We start from the raw sequence: 15,685 nt of genomic DNA on the forward strand, positions 1-15,685 counted from the left end.
CAGGTTGCTTAATATCTTTTATTATTTGACTGTCTACTTGACAGGGAGCCGTTCACAAAGCTGAGAGATGTTTTTAATCTTCTTTTAATTTTGCTAATTCTTGAGCCAATAGTTTTAGGGCGACTTGTGGGTTGGCTTGACCTTTCGTTGCTTTCATCAAAAATCCTGTAAAGGCCTTGTCGGCATTACGTTTGCCAGACTTAAAGTCGTTCACTGCCGCTTCATTATCCTTAAAGACTTGATTAATAATCGGTATCAAGACCTCTGGGTCTGAAATCTGAATCAAACCTGCTTCCTTGACATAAGTCTTAGCTGAGCCACCATTTTTGGCTAAGTGGACAAAGACTTTTTTAGCTATCTTAGAAGAAATCGTGCCATCCTCAATCAAGCTCATCATCTCAACAAGATTCTCTGGAGTCAAGCCAATCTCTTCTAGCTGTTTGCCTTGAGCGTTTAAAAACTGTGCGACTTCGCCTTGGAGCCAGTTGGCAATTTGTTTAGCATCTCCGCCTAGAGCAAGTGCTTTTTCAAAGAAGTCTGAGGTTACTTTATTAGCCGTAAGCTGACCAGCGTCATAAGCGCTTAGTCCATACTCAGCCATGTATCTAGCACGACGTTCTTTTGGAAACTCTGGAAGTTCCTCTCGAATCGTCTCAATCCACTCGTCTGAAATATCAAAAAGAGGTAGGTCAGGCTCTGGGAAATAACGGTAATCCGATGCTCCTTCTTTGACACGCATCAAAATCGTCTCACCTGTCGTATCGTCAAAACGGCGTGTTTCTTGCTGGATTTGTCCTCCTGAGCGTAGGACTTGGGCTTGCCGTTTTTCCTCATAGATAAGTCCTTTTCGAACATTGTTGAAGGAATTGAGGTTCTTCAACTCTGTCTTGACCCCAAAAGCTTCTTGACCATAAGGGCGTAGGGAGATGTTAGCATCCACGCGCATAGAGCCTTCTTCCATCTTGACATCTGAGATACCTGTGTATTGGATGATTTCCTTGAGAGCACTCAGGTAAGCATAGGCTTCTTCTGGAGAGCGCATATCCGCTTCTGAGACAATCTCAATCAAAGGAACACCTTGACGGTTGAGGTCAACATATGAGTAGCCGTCTGTTGCGTGGGTGTTTTTTCCAGCATCCTCTTCCAAGTGAGCACGCTCAATACGAATTTTCTTGGTAGAGCCATCTTCTAACTCAATCTCAATCCAACCGTTGTAACCAATCGGCTCATCAAATTGTGAGATTTGATAAGCTTTGGGATTGTCTGGATAGAAGTAATTTTTGCGGTCAAAGTGCATCTTTTGGTGAATGTCCATATTAAGCGCTAGCGCAGCTTTAATACCACAGTCAATAACCCCTTTATTCATCACAGGTAAGACACCTGGAAATGACCAGTCAATAATATTAGTATTGGCATTTTGCTCTTCACCAAAGTGAGCAGGCGACGGCGAGAAAATCTTAGAATTAGTCTTTAGCTCCACATGGACTTCTAGTCCGATGACAGTTTCAAAGTTCATTTGTTGCTACCTCCGAAAATGCTTGGCTTTTGCTTATGATAATCTGTCGTTGCCTCAAAAGCAGCTGCCACTTGATAAATCGTCTCTTCACTATATCTTGGCCCAATTAGCTGCATACCAACTGGCAGACCATCTACAAAGCCAGCAGGAATCGAAATACCAGGTAAGCCTGCTAGGTTGACAGGAATCGTCAAAATATCAGCTAAGTACATCGCCACAGGATCGTGATTGAGTGAGTCTAGATCATACGCCACACTTGGTGCCGTAGGCCCTAAAATCAAGTCATAGTTATCAAAGACTTTCCTAAAATCTTCAATAATCAAGCTACGAACTTGACCTGCTTTTTTATAGTACGCATCATAATAACCAGATGACAAACTAAACGTCCCCAGCATGATACGACGCTTAACCTCATCACCAAAGCCTTCTGAGCGTGTATTAACATAAATATCGTCTAGGTTAGTATAGTTTGGCGTACGATAACCATAGCGGATACCATCAAAGCGCTGAAGGTTAGAGGACGCTTCTGACGAAGCAATAATATAATAAACAGCCACGCCGTACTTACTATGTGGTAGGCTGACCTCCTCGATGATAGCCCCTAAGTTTTCCAACTGCTTAGCTGCTTTTAAAATGGTCTCTTTCACTTCTGGTGCAATACCTTCTGCCAAATATTCTTTGGGAAGAGCGATTTTCATGCCCTTGATATCTTGACCAATCTTCGCTGTAAAATCACCGATTGTTTGCTGTGAAGACGTTGAGTCTTTAGGATCATGCCCCGCAATGACATTCAATAACTGCGCATTTTCACGGACATTTTGTGAAAAAGGACCAATCTGATCAAGCGAACTACCAAAGGCAATCAAGCCAAAACGTGAGACACGTCCATAACTAGGTTTCATACCGACAATACCATTAAAAGAGGCGGGTTGGCGGATAGAACCACCTGTATCAGAACCTAGTGATAAACGAACTTGCCCAGAAGCAACTGCTGTCGCCGAACCACCTGATGAACCACCTGGCACCTTAGTCTGATCCCAAGCATTTTTAGTCTTTTTAAAGTAAGAGGTCTCAGTAGAGCCACCCATGGCAAATTCATCCATATTGGTCTTTCCGATGACAACCATATCCTTAGCATACACTTTTTCAACTGCTGTCGCATCAAAGATAGGCTCGTAGTTGTAAAGCATTTTAGAAGCTGCTGTTGTTAGGATACCCTTGGTTGAGATATTGTCCTTAACCGCAATGGGAATACCACTCATAACATTTGTTTCATCAATACCACGCTCATCAATAGCTTTTGCTTGGGCAAGGGCAGCTTCTTCTGAAATCGTGATAAAAGAATCCACAGCTCCTTCACGCTCTTTGATAGCCTCAAGCGTCGCCTTAGTCAGCTCAGTTGCTGAGATCGTCTTATCGACTAAGAGCTGATGTAGCTCATCAATTGTTTTATGCGTCAAAGTCATTAAGCATCTCCTCCGTCTTCTAAGATGGCAGGCACCTTGATATAGTAGTCCTTAGATTCAGGCACATTTTTAAAAAGTTGGTCTCTATCCTCACCCTTTTGGGCAATGTCTTGACGTACAACCGTCTTTTGGTCAGCCATGGTGGTAGTGATGGCGACACCTTCTGTATCCACTTCATTCAACAATTCAACCATGTCCACAATCTTTGTCAAAGTTGTTGCAAATGCAGCTGTCTCTTCATCTGAAAAAGACAACTTTGATAGATTGGCAACATGACGGACTTCTTCTTGCGAAATTTTCATGTCTTTTCTCCATTATTTACATAGTCTTCTCTATTATAACATATTTAGGACTTATCGTTTCTATAAGCTAAGTGTTTTTAGCTAGTTTATAGACAAAAAAACAAGGACATCGCCTTGTTTTATACTATTTTAGCGCCTAAAACACCTGTCAGATGATTCAGAGCAAACTGATGCGCTTCATCAGTCAAGGCAGCAATAGCTTTTTCTTTCACCTCAATCTGATAACCTAAATTATAGGCATCAATCGCTGTATGAAGCACACAGATATCAGACAAAACACCTGTCAAAACAACCGTATCAACGCCGCGCTCACGCAGACGAATATCTAGTTCTGTCCCTGAAAATGCAGAATAGTGGCGTTTATCCATCCAAAAGACTTGCGAATCATCCTTGATAGCTCCATAGAGGACTCCCAAACCCTCATAGAGATTGCGCCCCTTTGTCCCCTTAATATTATGTGGGGGAAAGAGTTTGCTTTCTGGATGAAAAGTATCCCCTTCGTCGTGGGCATCAATAGCAAAAAAGATATAATCACCAGCTTCATAAGCTTTTTGGGTTGCATCCACTATCTCTTTTTCGATAGCTTGAGCTCTTTTTCCTGCTGTTAATTTGCCATCTGTCGCTACAAAATCATTGGTATAGTCAATCGAAATAAGCGCTTTAGTCATTATTGATAATCCTTCACCTTGTCATAAATACCTTCGTTAATCACTTTGAGGTAAGTTCCCTTCATCCCTAGCGAGCGTGACTCAATGATACCAGCACTCTCTAGCTTACGTAGGGCATTGACAATAACAGAGCGTGTAATACCGATACGGTCTGCAATGACAGACGCTGTAAGGCGCCCTTCTGGACCATCAAGCTCATTTAAAATCGCTGCCACAGCCTTCATCTCAGAGTAAGATAGAGTATTGATAGCCATATTGACCGCCGTTTGCTGACGAATGGTTTCTTCGAGATTTTCTGTCTGAAGGTTTAGCAGTTGGATACCAACTACGGTGCTGGCAATCTCAACTAAGATAAGAGCATCATCACTGAAAGCCTTATCATTACGCCAAATAATTAAAGACCCCAAACGCATCCCACCACCATAGATAGGTGCAATCGTTGTCAAACCATCTGGATAAATATCCTTAGACTCTACAGGAAAGACTGTCAAATCACTGTCAATCGGTAGGTTAGCTTCTGTGTCATAGACACGACTAGCTGCCTTAACATAATAATCTGGAAATTGTCGTGCTTCAAAGAAATCTCCCACACGATCATTATTTGTCTTGTACTTCATAGCATAGCCTAAAAGACTACCACTACCATTGATGATACAAGCATTGCAGTCGATAATATCAGCTAATTGTGCTGCAATAGTATTGTAAGGAAGACTCTCATCCAAACTCTCTACTGAGCGTTGCAAAATAGAGGTAATTTTTCGTGTTTTTTGTAGTAAATCCGCCATTTTATCAAATTCCTTCTGGTTTATATAGTCGTCTCAATTATATCAAAGCCAAGCATAAATTGCAAACAATTGTCAGAAAATTGGTTCACTTCCCATTGACACGGCAAAGCCGGCTAAAAATGTCCGATAAGCCCAGTGCTATACGGTATCTTTTCATCCATTTTTAACCGACTTTTTCTTTATCTTCTGAGAACACCATGCGGCACCTCTCACCTAGACTAACTCTTGCTAGCAACTATTCTAAACTTCATCTCTCCAAAAGAGACTCTGCTTCTGAGACTTGAGACAGAGCCTATTTCCCTTTTACTCCATGCCAAGACACAGCCGACCTAGCATATCACATGGCTAGTGCTTTGTCAACAGGCATTTATTATCTTTTATGAAACACTATTAGTGTAACCCTTTTTAAGCATTTTGGCAAGTATCCGATATCAATAGTGAGAATTTTCCTACGACAAGAAAATCTCTCTAATCCATCTGGTCTAAAAAATCCTGAAGTTGACCCAGTTGTTGATCTGAAAAGCTCCCTAAGCGAGGGGTTGTCAAGTCAATGTGATCCGACATTTTATCAAGATCTGACTTAACGGCATTGACACGTTGCTCCAACTCCCTAGCAGACACTCTGAGTGCCCCTTGGGAAAAAACGGTCCACTGCTCATTAAGATCACTGGTAGCTACAGATACAATATTTAAGCGAGACTGATTGAGCTCAGCTGCCAAGCGCTCAATATAGCTATCGGCTGTCTCATCTTCCTGAGTAAAGACCACCGAAATCTTATACTGATCATATTGTTGCTTTAGACCTGGCACATGGTGAGCATCAAAGACACAGATAATATCAATATGCTCAAAATGGGCATAGTGATTCAGTTTTTGGATAAGGACTTGTCTTGCCTCATCCAATTGATTGGTCTTAAAAAGCGACTTTGTCTCCTGCCAAAAGGCTATCATGTTATAGCCGTCAACCAATAAAATAGGCGTCTTTTTCATAGGCGATTTCTAAACACTTCATACATCAAAAGCGCTGCTGCGACACTGGCATTTAGGCTTTGGACATGCCCATTCATGGGAATGGTAATCATCTCATCCACTTGCTTTTTCAAATTAGGTGAGATGCCTTTTCCTTCACTCCCAATGATAAGCGCTAGCTTACCGTTCGTATTCCACTGATGAGAAGGTGTCCCTTTCATATCTGTTCCAAAAACCCAAAAGCCCTGCGCTTTTAGCTTATCTAATAATTGACTAAGATTGGTCACACGACAAATCGGCACATGCTCCAGCGCACCTGTCGCTGTCTTAGCCACAACTGGTGTCACACCAACAGCTCGGTGCTTAGGGATAATCACACCAGAGACATTGGTCGCATCGGCTGTCCTCAAAATAGAACCTAAATTATGTGGGTCCGTCAGACCATCTAGGATAAGAAGAAGAGGATTGTCCTCATGAGCCACTTTTTGTAGCAAGCTATCAACCTCTGTATAGGCAAAAGCAGACACACGTAGGACAAAGCCTTGGTGAACACCACCCTCGCTGAGCTCTGTCAGCTCTTTTTTGGGCACCCAAGAGATACCAACTTTTTTCTCAGCGGCTAGTTGCTTCATCTCCTTGACAGCTTGTCCTTTTAAATCATCTTGAATATAGAGTTTATTGCCAGTATTGGCACGAAGACGCTCAGCTACTGCATGACGTCCATATACGATATCATTTGTTTCCATATTTTTATTATATCACAAATCAAGCTTGTTCTAGACCTTTAGTTCTCATAAAAAACCTAGTTAGCTTTAACTAGGTTAGTCTTTATGTTCGATACAGTCAATACACCATGCTATCAAAGTCTCCAAGCGACTAATCTCACCACGCATATGGAGATAGCCAATCACAGCCTCAAAGCCTGTGGACATACGATAGGTGATGATGTCTGCGTTTTTAGCTTTGGTATGACTAGTCGCGTTGCGTCCTCGCTTGTAGATAAGCTCTTCTTCTGCTGTCAACAACTCCTTTTCTAACCACTTAGTAACTAGAAAAGCTTGCGCTTTAGCTGATACATACTTAGTCGCCGCTTGATGCAGTTTGTTGGGTTTTGTCAACCCTTGAAAAATCAGATGACGACGGATATACATCGAATAAACAGCATCTCCTTCAAAAGCTAGGGCAATGCCATTGATGAGATTGACGTCAACCTTAGTCACGTGTCCACCTCACACCATCTTTTGTATCTAATAAGTGAATACCCTTTTGAGCCAATTCATCACGAATAGCATCAGCTTTTTCAAAGTCACGCTGACGCCTTGCCTCTTGACGCTCCATGATTTTCGCCTCAATAGCTGCCTCTAAAATATCGTCTTCAAAGACGATACCAAATACAGACAACATGTCAGCAAAGACACGCTTGACTTGCTCACTATAGTGCCCTGAGTTGATCCATTTGGCAAACTCAAAGACAACTGTAATGCCGTTGGCTGTGTTAAAATCATCATCCATCGCTAGCTCAAAATCAGCTACAAACTGCTCCAAATCAGCCTCATCACTAGCTTCTTGTATAGGTAAGCGATAGGTGTTTTTTAAATATTTCAGATTGCGCTGTGCATCCTGTAATGCCTTCTCCGTAAAATTGATAGGCTTTCTGTATTGTTGAGTAGCTAAGAAAAAGCGGATAATCTGTGGGTCAACACTTTCTAAAAGCTCATGGACTGTGACAAAATTGCCCAAAGACTTAGACATCTTCTCATTATCCACATTGACAAAGCCATTGTGCATCCAATAATTGGCAAAAGGCTTACCTGTCTTGGCTTCTGACTGCGCGATTTCATTGGTGTGGTGGGGAAATTCTAGGTCAGCACCACCTCCGTGAATGTCAATGGTATCCCCTAAGAGAGTAGTCGCCATAACAGAGCATTCGATATGCCAGCCAGGACGTCCCAAGCCCCAAGGACTATCCCAGGAGACTTCGCCTTCTTTGGCTTGTTTCCATAGCGCAAAATCAAGAGGGTCTTCCTTGAGAGCCGTCTCGCTATCAACACGACCGCTAGCACCAATCTCGAGGTCTTTCAAGGTTTTATTAGCCAAGCGCCCATAGTTTGATGATTTGGCAACTCTAAAATAGACATCACCCTCACTTTGATAAGCATATCCTTTAGCTATCAACTCCTCAATAAAGCTGATAATGTCGTCCATATAGTCAATAACACGAGGATTTTGTGTCGCAGATTTAACCCCTAACGCTTTGACGTCATCTAAAAAGGCTGCGATAAACTTATCTGAAAAATCCTTAGTGGACATTCCAGCTTCTCTAGCGCCTTTAATAATCTTATCATCTACATCGGTAAAATTAGAGATATAGATAACCTTATAGCCGCGATATTCTAAATAACGACGAATGGTATCAAAAGCAACTACAGACCTTGCATTGCCCACGTGGATATAGTTGTAAACCGTTGGTCCACAGACATACATCTTGACTTCCTTTTCTTTAATAGGCTTAAAGTCTCTTAGACTTCTAGTCATCGTATCGTATATTTTTATCATCTTGACTTCTTTCTAATCATTGTCTAAAGGTGTGATGAATGCAGGCTCTCGTCACGTAAGTCCTCTAATTTTGAGCTATAATAGCGAGACTCACGCTCTTCTTCTATCTGATGAATAGCAGATGCATCTTTTTGACCGTGCACTCGCACCACTTTTGCTGGAATCCCAACAACCGTCACATCCGCAGGGACATCTGAGACCACAACAGCTGCAGCACCTACCTTGGCATTTTCACCAATTTCAATCGGACCGATAATCTGTGAATGCGCTGAAATCAGAGCGCCCTTACGGACTGTTGGATGACGTTTGCCTGTGTCTTTACCTGTGCCACCAAGGGTCACTCCGTGATAAAGCATAACTCCTTTTTCAACAACAGCTGTCTCTCCAATAACTAAGCCTGAACCGTGGTCAATAAAGACACCAGCTGCAATCTGAGCGCCAGGGTGAATCTCGATTTGGGTCCAAAATCGCCAAAATTGGCTGTGCATACGTGCTAGGAGTTTAAAGCCACGTTTCCATAAAAAGTGTGATAGACGGTGCGCTAGCAAAGCTTTGACACCAGGATAGGCTAGAAGTACTTCAAGAGATGTCCTTGCTGCTGGGTCATTTTCTTTGACGACTGCTATGGTCTCTCTAAACCAGCCCATAGTTCACCTCACTCGCTATCTATGTCTGACCAGTCCACCAAAATTTGCTGTTCATCAAAAGGATTGATAGCAACACCAAATGTCTCTTCCAAATCATCCTCACCATTTCGTGGACGGTAAATATCATTGATACGCCAAGTCACTACAACACCTTGATTGGCTCTAAAAGAGCCCCCAAAATCATCATTATTGTACCATTTAGCAAAGCTATCAAGACTTGAGAATGCAGGCACATAACTTTTACCTTCAGGTGTCATCATGGTCGGAAAGAAACGCTCAAAGCGATCCTCACTCTTAGGAATCACATATACAGGCACCAAATACATCTTGTCCATAATATCGGCATCTGTATTTTCCTCAGTCATCAACGTGTTGACAATGCCTGTCATTTGATTGATAAACGGTAGTAATTCAGCATTAGCAAAAACAAGGCTACTTTCAGCGTCTTCTTGGTTGGGATTAAAGGCTAGGCCTTGATAGCCCTGCGCAATCTCTTCTTCCAACACATCAAAAGCGATACGCTCTTCAAAAGCTATTTTTCTAGCCTTTTTAGTCGCTTTTTTGAAAGCTTCTAAGCTAGCTGCTGTCGAAAAGACAGGGGTAACGCTCTGCCCGTCAATCGTAATAGCATAAGCTTTTTTAGGGGCAAGGACAGTCATGGTATGAAAGGCATCCACAAAAGCAATCCCATTTAGAAAATGCGCTGGGTCTTTGATAAATGCTCTCAGACGAAAATCAAATTCGGTAAATTTACTCATGCGTCTCTCCTTTAACATCTTCCTCTGCTTTGATTGGTTTTGGTCGAGGAAGCAATGCTTTCATCGAAGCATCCACACGTCCTTTCTCATCGACCTTGATGATTTTGACATCAACTTCTTCGCCGACTTCTAAGACATCAGCCACATTAGCCGTACGTGTCCAAGCAATCTCTGATACGTGAACCAAAGCATCTGTCTTATCAAAAAGATTGACAAAAGCTCCAAATCGTTCAATACGCACGACCTTAGCACGATAGACCTCACCCACCTTAGCTTCACGCACTAGGCTAGTAATGATGTCTTTAGCTCGGTTGATAGCTGCTTGATCACTTGAGTAAATAAAGACATTGCCTTCTTCATCAATATCAATCTTAACGCCTGTCTCATCGATGATTTTATCAATGGTCTCGCCACCTTTTCCGATGACAACCTTAATCTTATCTACATCAATCTTAATGGTGTCAATCTTAGGTGCTGTTGGCGCTAACTCCTGACGTGGCTCAGGGATAGCTGTCTCTAAGACATCTAAAATCTCAAAACGAGCTTTTTTGGCTTGTGCTAGGGCTTCTTCTAAAATCTGTGGCGTGATACCTTTGATTTTAATATCCATCTGAAGGGCTGTAATCCCTTGACGAGTCCCTGCCACCTTAAAGTCCATATCACCAAAATGATCTTCTAAGCCTTGAATATCTGTCAAAATCGTGTAATCTGTCCCATCTGAAATCAAGCCCATAGCAATACCAGCAACAGGTGCTTTAATAGGCACCCCACCTGCCATGAGGGCTAGTGTGCCCGCACAGATAGAGGCTTGTGAAGACGAACCATTTGACTCCAATACTTCAGCAACAAGGCGAATGGCATATGGAAACTCCTCAAGACTTGGCAATACCTGCTCGAGCGCTCGCTCACCAAGCGCTCCATGGCCAATCTCACGACGTCCTGGTGCTCCGTAACGCCCTGTCTCCCCAACAGAGTATTGTGGGAAATTGTAGTGGTGTAAGAAGCGTTTTTTATACTCATCTTCTAAACCATCAACAATCTGAGTCTCCCCCATAGGCGCCAAGGTCAAAACTGACAATGCCTGGGTCTGACCACGAGTAAAGAGACCTGAGCCATGTACCTTCGGCAGAAAGTCTATCTCTGCCTCCAAAGGACGAATCTCATCTATACGACGCCCATCAGGACGAATCTTGTCTTGCGTGATCAAGCGTCTCACCTCAGCATGCTCCATCTGCTCTAAGATTTCAGCAACATCACGCATGATACGCTCAGCATCCTCATGCTCACTAAAGCGATCCTGATAATGCTCTGTTGCGGCTTCTTTGACCTCTTCTGTCGCTTTTTCGCGTGCTTTTTTCTCCTCGACTTGAACCGCTTTTTTCAAGGCCTCATTATACTGACCAATAATCTCTGCTTCTAGGTCTTTATCAACCTCAAGCAGCTCGACATCTGCCTTTTCTTTCCCAACGCTAGCTACGATTTCTTCTTGAAAAGCAATCAATTCACAAATCGCTTGGTGTCCCTTTAGCAAAGCCTCTAACATAATGTCTTCTAAGAGCTCCTTAGCCCCAGACTCTACCATGTTGATAGCCTCTTTACTACCTGCTACGGTCAACTCCAAAGCAGACCCTTCTTTTTCAGCTTTAGAAGGATTGATGCTAAAGCTACCGTCTTGATAAGCTACCTGAACCCCTGCAATCGGTCCTGAAAAAGGAATATCAGAGATAGACAAGGCTAGAGAGCTTCCAAACATAGCTGCCATAGGGGCACTAGCATCCTCATCGTAGGACAAGACAGTATTGATGATCTGTACTTCATTACGAAAGCCCTCGTCAAACATGGGACGAATAGGACGGTCAATCAAACGTGCTGTCAGCGTCGCATCCGTCGAAGGACGTCCTTCACGCTTGTTAAAGCCTCCTGGAAATTTACCAGCAGCATACATTTTTTCCTCATAATTGACTTGCAGAGGGAAAAAGTCCCCTGTTGCCATTTTTTTAGACATCACTGCCGCAGATAAAACGGTTGACTCTCCGTAGCGAATCAGGCAAGCGCCGTTGGCTTGTTTGGCTACCTGACCAATTTCAACACGAAGCGGCTTACCAGCAAAAGTCGTTTCAAAGACGTGTTTTGACATAAGATTCTCCAACTTTTCAAATTTTAAAACATGATAACGTGTTTTCTACAAAATTCAAGAAAGGAGGCTACTTTCCTCAACTTTGCATAAAACAACGTATCGTGCTTATTTTACCATATTTAGCGCTAAATGTTTAGCATTAAAAATGGCTTTGAACGCAAAAAAGAGCAACCCACAGGTTGCTCTTTGATTTGAGATTAACGACGAAGACCAAGTGATTTGATCAATTCGCGGTAACGGTTAACGTCTGTACGACGAAGGTATGCCAAAAGGTTACGACGGTGACCGATTTTTTTCATCAATCCACGGTATGTTGCGTGGTCTTTTTTGTGTTGTTTGATGTGATCGTTAAGGTGGTTGATTTCCCAAGTAAGAACTGCTACTTGAACTTCAACTGAACCTGTGTCACCTTCGTGACGTGCGTATTGTGCAATAATTTCGTTTTTCTTCTCTTTTGAGATTGCCATTAGAATTCTCCTTTGTATATACTGCTCTATCCGAGTCCTAGGTCGGCAGTCCTAAAACCAAGAAAGAGTGTGTCTGCTAGACTCTTTTATTCTATCAAAAGGCTTAGGCTTTGTCAAAACTTTTCCCATCCAAAAAAATCAGCTAGATATCTAGCTGATTTTTCCTAAAGACTAAAGCATAAGGCTAGTCTTTATCGGCTTGTTTTTTCTTTTTCTTGCCAAGCATCGCTGCTCCAAAGAGGGTACCTAGCCCTAAAAGTCCTACGTTAGACGTTTCGTCACCTGTATTTGGCAATTGATGGTTGCCTTTTGTTTGAGCTCTTGCACTAGCCTTAACCACAGGTGTTACTTGTGGTGTTAGAGAGGTCATCTCTCTAGGCGTTTGACTAGTGGACTCAGAGGTTGACATGACATTAGAGTTATGTGAGGACTCTGAACTACTCATTGATTCAGACAAGCTGACACTTTCGCTTTGCGTGTGGCTAGCTGAGTCGGTGTGGCTTACTGACTCACTTGTCGATACAGAAGCGCTTTGAGATTCAGTGTAGCTTTGGCTCTCAGAACTTGTTGTACTTTCTGAGGTGCTTTGACTTTGCGTATGACTAGCTGAGTCGGTATGGCTTACTGACTCACTTGTCGATACAGAGGCACTTTGAGATTCAGTGTAGCTTTGGCTCTCAGAACTTGTTGTACTTTCTGAGACGCTTTCGCTTTGCGTGTGGCTAGCTGAGTCGGTGTGACTTACTGACTCACTTATCGATACAGAAGCGCTTTGAGACTCAGTGTAGCTGTGACTCTCAGAATTTGTTGTACTTTCTGAGGTGCTTTCGCTTTGCGTGTGACTGGCTGAGTCGGACATTGAGAAGGACTCACTACCAGATTGACTCTCAGAGTCTGACGGGATGACAATGTCAATGATGTCTGAAATAGACGTTGACTCAGTATAAGACTCGGAAACCGATTCAAAGGTCGATTCAAATACAGATTCTGAAAGGGACTCTGATACAGATTCACTAATTGATTCTGAAACGGACTCGCTCACGGATTCTGAAATGGATTCTGACACTGATTCACTTACAGACTCAGAGATTGATTCTGAAACTGATTCACTTACGGATTCTGAGATAGATTCAGAGACGGACTCGCTCACGGATTCGGAGATGGATTCTGAAACAGACTCACTGATTGATTCAGAGATAGATTCCGATACGGACTCACTCACGGATTCGGAGATAGACTCAGACACGGATTCTGAAGTGGATTCAGACACTGATTCGCTCACGGATTCAGAAATTGACTCTGAAACAGATTCGCTCAATGATTCAGAAATTGACTCTGAAACGGATTCGCTGATTGATTCAGAGATAGATTCCGATACGGACTCACTCACGGATTCGGAGATAGACTCAGACACGGATTCTGAAGTGGATTCAGACACTGATTCGCTCACGGATTCAGAAATTGACTCTGAAACAGATTCGCTCAATGATTCAGAAATTGACTCTGAAACGGATTCGCTGATTGATTCAGAGATAGATTCAGACACAGACTCGCTCAAGGACTCTGAGACGGATTCGCTTACTGACTCAGAGATGGATTCACTTACCGATTCTGAAATTGATTCCGATACAGATTCGCTCACGGACTCTGAGATGGACTCGGAAACTGATTCGCTTACTGACTCAGAGATAGATTCAGATACTGATTCGCTTACTGATTCTGAGATGGACTCGGAAACTGATTCGCTCAAGGATTCTGAGATGGACTCTGATACCGATTCGCTCACAGACTCTGAAATGGACTCTGAAACGGATTCTGAGATAGATTCAGAGACGGATTCACTTACCGATTCCGAAATGGATTCTGACACGGATTCGCTGATTGATTCTGAAATCGACTCTGATACTGACTCACTCAATGATTCCGAAATAGATTCAGAAACGGACTCGCTCACAGACTCTGAAATGGATTCTGAGACGGATTCACTAATTGATTCTGATACCGATTCACTTACCGATTCTGAAATTGATTCCGATACAGATTCGCTCACGGACTCTGAGATCGACTCTGAAACGGATTCGCTTACTGACTCAGAGATAGATTCAGATACTGATTCGCTTACTGATTCTGAGATGGACTCGGAAACTGATTCGCTTACTGATTCTGAGATCGACTCTGAAACGGATTCGCTCAAGGATTCTGAGATGGACTCTGATACCGATTCGCTCACAGACTCTGAAATTGACTCTGACACGGATTCGCTCAAGGATTCTGAGATAGATTCAGATACAGATTCGCTCACGGACTCTGAGATGGACTCGGAAACTGATTCGCTTACTGACTCAGAGATAGATTCAGATACTGATTCGCTTACTGATTCTGAGATTGACTCGGAAACTGATTCGCTTACTGATTCTGAGATCGACTCTGAAACGGATTCGCTCAAGGATTCTGAGATGGACTCTGATACCGATTCGCTTACTGATTCCGAAATGGACTCTGATACCGATTCGCTCAAGGATTCTGAGATAGATTCAGATACTGATTCGCTCACAGATTCCGAAATGGACTCTGAAACAGACTCGCTCAAGGATTCCGAGATGGATTCTGAGACGGACTCGCTCAAGGATTCTGAAATTGACTCAGACACGGATTCACTTACCGATTCTGAAATTGATTCCGATACAGATTCGCTCACGGACTCTGAGATGGACTCGGAAACTGATTCGCTTACTGACTCAGAGATAGATTCAGATACTGATTCGCTCACAGATTCCGAAATGGACTCTGAAACAGACTCGCTCAAGGATTCCGAGATGGATTCTGAGACGGATTCACTTACTGATTCCGAAATAGATTCTGAGATAGATTCTGAGACGGATTCACTTACCGATTCCGAAATGGATTCTGACACGGATTCGCTGATTGATTCTGAAATCGACTCTGATACTGACTCACTCAATGATTCCGAAATAGATTCAGAAACGGACTCGCTCACAGACTCTGAAATGGATTCTGAGACGGATTCACTAATTGATTCTGAAATTGACTCTGATACCGATTCACTTACTGATTCCGAAATGGACTCTGATACCGATTCGCTCAAGGACTCTGAAATTGACTCAGAAATAGACTCGCTCAAGGACTCTGAGACGGATTCGCTTACTGACTCAGAGATGGATTCACTTACCGATTCTGAAATTGATTCCGATACAGATTCGCTCACGGACTCTGAGATGGACTCGGATACTGATTCGCTTACTGACTCAGAGATAGATTCAGATACTGATTCGCTTACTGATTCTGAGATTGACTCGGAAACTGATTCGCTTACTGATTCTGAGATCGACTCTGAAACGGATTCTGAAACTGATTCGCTGACTGACTCTGAGATAGATTCTGAGACAGACTCAC

The 15,685-nt window shown here is 42.8% G+C and carries 14 protein-coding genes and 1 pseudogene; all 15 read right to left on the reverse strand.

The features are described 5' to 3' along the window. Positions 1-73: 73 nt before the first annotated feature. Positions 74-1,516 (reverse strand): Asp-tRNA(Asn)/Glu-tRNA(Gln) amidotransferase subunit GatB, encoded by a 1,443-nt coding sequence (gene gatB / locus ACLN19_RS08450; RefSeq protein ID WP_413385310.1) that lies wholly within the window; start codon positions 1,514-1,516, stop codon positions 74-76. Continuing rightward, positions 1,513-2,982, reverse strand: a complete 1,470-nt coding sequence (gatA, locus tag ACLN19_RS08455; RefSeq protein ID WP_413385312.1) for an Asp-tRNA(Asn)/Glu-tRNA(Gln) amidotransferase subunit GatA — start codon at positions 2,980-2,982, stop codon at positions 1,513-1,515. Before gatA ends, gatB begins: the two co-directional genes overlap by 4 nt. Then, on the reverse strand, positions 2,982-3,284 hold the full coding sequence (gene gatC, locus ACLN19_RS08460; RefSeq protein WP_413385314.1) for an Asp-tRNA(Asn)/Glu-tRNA(Gln) amidotransferase subunit GatC: 303 nt from the start codon (positions 3,282-3,284) through the stop codon (positions 2,982-2,984). The genes gatA and gatC overlap by 1 nt, the downstream gene beginning before the upstream one ends. Positions 3,285-3,403: 119 nt before the next feature. Next, the gene (locus tag ACLN19_RS08465; RefSeq protein ID WP_413385316.1) at positions 3,404-3,952 is read right to left on the reverse strand and encodes a cysteine hydrolase family protein; all 549 of its coding nucleotides are present in this window, start codon (positions 3,950-3,952) and stop codon (positions 3,404-3,406) included. After that, positions 3,952-4,737, reverse strand: a complete 786-nt coding sequence (gene codY, locus ACLN19_RS08470; protein ID WP_413385318.1) for a GTP-sensing pleiotropic transcriptional regulator CodY — start codon at positions 4,735-4,737, stop codon at positions 3,952-3,954. The genes ACLN19_RS08465 and codY overlap by 1 nt, the downstream gene beginning before the upstream one ends. Positions 4,738-5,205: 468 nt before the next feature. Beyond that, entirely contained in the window at positions 5,206-5,727 is a 522-nt protein-coding gene (locus ACLN19_RS08475; protein ID WP_413385320.1) for an NYN domain-containing protein, read from the reverse strand. Beyond that, positions 5,724-6,452: a 23S rRNA (guanosine(2251)-2'-O)-methyltransferase RlmB gene (gene rlmB / locus ACLN19_RS08480; protein ID WP_413385321.1), complete on the reverse strand. Its 729-nt coding sequence runs from the start codon at positions 6,450-6,452 to the stop codon at positions 5,724-5,726. Before rlmB ends, ACLN19_RS08475 begins: the two co-directional genes overlap by 4 nt. A 75-nt stretch (positions 6,453-6,527) precedes the next feature. Continuing rightward, a complete protein-coding gene (locus tag ACLN19_RS08485; protein ID WP_413385323.1) occupies positions 6,528-6,926 on the reverse strand; it encodes a Mini-ribonuclease 3 in 399 nt (132 codons plus the stop codon). Next, entirely contained in the window at positions 6,919-8,262 is a 1,344-nt protein-coding gene (gene cysS / locus ACLN19_RS08490) for a cysteine--tRNA ligase (RefSeq protein ID WP_413385326.1), read from the reverse strand. Before cysS ends, ACLN19_RS08485 begins: the two co-directional genes overlap by 8 nt. A 23-nt stretch (positions 8,263-8,285) precedes the next feature. Next, the gene (gene cysE, locus ACLN19_RS08495; protein WP_413385329.1) at positions 8,286-8,909 is read right to left on the reverse strand and encodes a serine O-acetyltransferase; all 624 of its coding nucleotides are present in this window, start codon (positions 8,907-8,909) and stop codon (positions 8,286-8,288) included. Positions 8,910-8,917: 8 nt separating this feature from the next. Then, positions 8,918-9,667, reverse strand: coding sequence for an SseB family protein (locus ACLN19_RS08500; RefSeq protein WP_413385332.1), 750 nt, complete (start codon positions 9,665-9,667; stop codon positions 8,918-8,920). After that, positions 9,660-11,804, reverse strand: a complete 2,145-nt coding sequence (gene pnp / locus ACLN19_RS08505; RefSeq protein WP_413385334.1) for a polyribonucleotide nucleotidyltransferase — start codon at positions 11,802-11,804, stop codon at positions 9,660-9,662. Before pnp ends, ACLN19_RS08500 begins: the two co-directional genes overlap by 8 nt. Positions 11,805-12,001: 197 nt before the next feature. After that, positions 12,002-12,271: a 30S ribosomal protein S15 gene (gene rpsO, locus ACLN19_RS08510; protein WP_413385336.1), complete on the reverse strand. Its 270-nt coding sequence runs from the start codon at positions 12,269-12,271 to the stop codon at positions 12,002-12,004. A gap of 184 nt (positions 12,272-12,455) precedes the next feature. Further along, positions 12,456-13,337: an LPXTG cell wall anchor domain-containing protein gene (locus tag ACLN19_RS08515; RefSeq protein ID WP_413385338.1), complete on the reverse strand. Its 882-nt coding sequence runs from the start codon at positions 13,335-13,337 to the stop codon at positions 12,456-12,458. A 171-nt stretch (positions 13,338-13,508) separates the two neighbouring features. After that, a pseudogene (locus tag ACLN19_RS08520) lies at positions 13,509-15,665 on the reverse strand (DUF445 family protein); the annotation flags it as partial. Positions 15,666-15,685 lie beyond the last annotated feature (20 nt).

It is taken from the genome of Streptococcus lishijunsis (genome assembly GCF_047290665.1).
Taxonomy (GTDB): Bacteria; Bacillota; Bacilli; order Lactobacillales; family Streptococcaceae; genus Streptococcus.

What these genes read in the sequence shown, in the direction of transcription:
- rlmB (WP_413385321.1), bottom strand. Translation starts at nt 6,452, where the DNA reads ATGGAAACAAATGATATCGTATATGGACGTCATGCAGTAGCTGAGCGT.
- cysS (WP_413385326.1), bottom strand. Translation starts at nt 8,262, where the DNA reads ATGATAAAAATATACGATACGATGACTAGAAGTCTAAGAGACTTTAAG.
- cysE (WP_413385329.1), bottom strand. Translation starts at nt 8,909, where the DNA reads ATGGGCTGGTTTAGAGAGACCATAGCAGTCGTCAAAGAAAATGACCCA.
- rpsO (WP_413385336.1), bottom strand. Translation starts at nt 12,271, where the DNA reads ATGGCAATCTCAAAAGAGAAGAAAAACGAAATTATTGCACAATACGCA.
- ACLN19_RS08475 (WP_413385320.1), bottom strand. Translation starts at nt 5,727, where the DNA reads ATGAAAAAGACGCCTATTTTATTGGTTGACGGCTATAACATGATAGCC.
- codY (WP_413385318.1), bottom strand. Translation starts at nt 4,737, where the DNA reads ATGGCGGATTTACTACAAAAAACACGAAAAATTACCTCTATTTTGCAA.
- ACLN19_RS08465 (WP_413385316.1), bottom strand. Translation starts at nt 3,952, where the DNA reads ATGACTAAAGCGCTTATTTCGATTGACTATACCAATGATTTTGTAGCG.
- gatA (WP_413385312.1), bottom strand. Translation starts at nt 2,982, where the DNA reads ATGACTTTGACGCATAAAACAATTGATGAGCTACATCAGCTCTTAGTC.
- pnp (WP_413385334.1), bottom strand. Translation starts at nt 11,804, where the DNA reads ATGTCAAAACACGTCTTTGAAACGACTTTTGCTGGTAAGCCGCTTCGT.
- gatC (WP_413385314.1), bottom strand. Translation starts at nt 3,284, where the DNA reads ATGAAAATTTCGCAAGAAGAAGTCCGTCATGTTGCCAATCTATCAAAG.
- ACLN19_RS08500 (WP_413385332.1), bottom strand. Translation starts at nt 9,667, where the DNA reads ATGAGTAAATTTACCGAATTTGATTTTCGTCTGAGAGCATTTATCAAA.
- gatB (WP_413385310.1), bottom strand. Translation starts at nt 1,516, where the DNA reads ATGAACTTTGAAACTGTCATCGGACTAGAAGTCCATGTGGAGCTAAAG.